General features: G+C 67.8%; 2 protein-coding genes and 1 pseudogene. All 3 read right to left on the minus strand.

Annotation, left to right across the window (positions count from 1 at the left end):
- Nucleotides 1-244, minus strand: a 244-nt coding sequence (locus MOV74_RS37070; protein WP_246932346.1) for a glycosyltransferase, incomplete at its 3' end; no start/stop codon positions are given.
- Between the two features lie 63 nt (nucleotides 245-307).
- Complete coding sequence (locus tag MOV74_RS37075) at nucleotides 308-1,153, minus strand: phosphatase PAP2 family protein (RefSeq protein ID WP_246932348.1); 846 nt, start codon at nucleotides 1,151-1,153, stop codon at nucleotides 308-310.
- 1 nt (nucleotide 1,154) lies between these two features.
- Nucleotides 1,155-1,930 (minus strand): annotated as a pseudogene (locus tag MOV74_RS37080) (glycosyl transferase); the annotation flags it as partial.

The raw sequence follows: 1,930 nt of genomic DNA on the forward strand, positions 1-1,930 counted from the left end.
ATTGGCCGCCTGATCTGGCGTGGCGGAGCTGGCGCAGATTGTCCCGCTGCGCCATGAGCGTCGCGAGCCGCTCGCCGGTCGCATCGGTCGAGCCGTCGTTGACGTAGATGATCTCGTAGGCCCAGCGGCCGTCGAGCGCCGCACCGATCTCCGCGATCAGCGGCGCGATGTTGTCGGCTTCGTTGCGCACGGGAACGACGATGGAAACCGAAGGCTGGGAAACCGAGGGCTGGGACGACGACAAATCGAGGCTCGTGGTTGGAATGGGACTGCCCGGGGAACCGGCGCCTCCGGCAGGCAGCCGCTTTTATGGGGCGGATGCCCCGTGGGCAACCCTTTTGAGGCGGCCCGAGACCGCCCCCGCAAGAGGCACGATGGTGCCGTCGGCGCGGATGGCAAAACCGAGCCTTCGGGCCGCGAACCAGTAGCGGACTGCCATGGCGCCGACCGTGCCGACCAGGGCGCCGGCCACGACGTCGCTCGGGTGATGCGCGACCAGCACCAGCCGCGTCAACAGGATCACGATTGCGTAAGTGAACATGAATACGCGCAGCCGCGGCCACATTGCTGACACGGCAAACGCCAGGGCGAACGCCGCCACGGCATGGCCCGACGGCAGGCTGGCATAGGCCCCCGTCCCCTCGAACGGCACGAAGTTGAACGGATTGGCCTTGCCGCCGACGAACGGACGGCCGCGGCCGAAGAGATATTTCAGGATCTCGGCGACGAATGCCGAGACGGCAATCGACAGAAACACAAACTGCAGCCGCGTGCCCAGACCGAGCAGCAGCGCGCGGCGCGTCCCATGCAGCCCTGCCGCGACGAACGCCAGAACCACCAGCGTAGCCCCCAGCACCGACAGCAGATATTCATCCTTGCCGAAATCGGTGAGAATGCGGATCGGCCACAGTCCCGGGGTGCCGCGCGCCGGCATCAGCTGGATCTCGGTCTGGTCGAAGGCGACCATCAGAACGATGACCAGGGCTGCGCCCGCTACGCTGAGCCATAGTGAATGCCGCGCCAGTTTTCGCGCGGCCTCTGCGCGGCGCGAATGCGAGGGCGTGCGAACCAGCTGCGCCAGCGCCTGCCGGGACACAGCGAGCAATTGCGCGGGATAGGCCGGACGCGGCGCGCTGCTGGTCGGGGCCGGCATCCTATTCGGTGCCTTCCGACCGGAAGATCGAGATCGAGATCGCGCGGCCTTGCGAGAAATTATAGCCGTCGATGCGCGTCCCGACCTTGTAGCGCAATCCGATCGCTTCGGCGCGCTGCACGAAGCTGCGCTCCGAGCGCTGCTCGATCAGCGCGAAGCGACAGCTGCCCTGCCGCAGGAAGTCCGCAGCACCCGAGCCGTCGGTCAGCAGCGTCTGCGTGCCCGTCAGGAAGACCAGGCTCGGCTCGTGATAGCCGGCAGCAGCAGCCTTCGGCCCGACGCAGGTGACATTGCGGAGCGCGCGCGCGACCTCGATGCTCGGAAACAGCGGCGTCAATGACGGCAGCACGATGCCGTACACCACCACCGCCAGCATCAGGGCCGCGACCAGCGCGTTGAGCAGCGAGCGCTCGGCGCGATTGTTGTCGTAGAGCCACCAGGCGAACAGCCCGAAGATCAGTGACGCCGCGATGAACGGCCAGGCCACGAAGGCCGGCTGCCGGGTCAGCATCACCGCGCCGACCACCGCGATGATCGAGGCGGCCGCGGGGATCGCGAACCACCAGGCTGAACCGCGCATCAGCCAGGAGCGCGACAGCACACGACGTTCGACCGCGCCCGCGGTGAGAATGGCGATCGCCGGATAGAGCGGCAGCACGTAATGCGGCAGCTTGGTCAGCACGGCCTCGAACACGATCCAGGACGGGATCAGCCAGGCCAGCAGAAACTGCGCGCCGGGCTCACGCCGGGCCCGCCAGACCGCGGGCGCCGCCATCG

Source organism: Bradyrhizobium sp. SHOUNA76 (genome assembly GCF_023006445.1).
GTDB lineage: Bacteria > Pseudomonadota > Alphaproteobacteria > Rhizobiales > Xanthobacteraceae > Bradyrhizobium.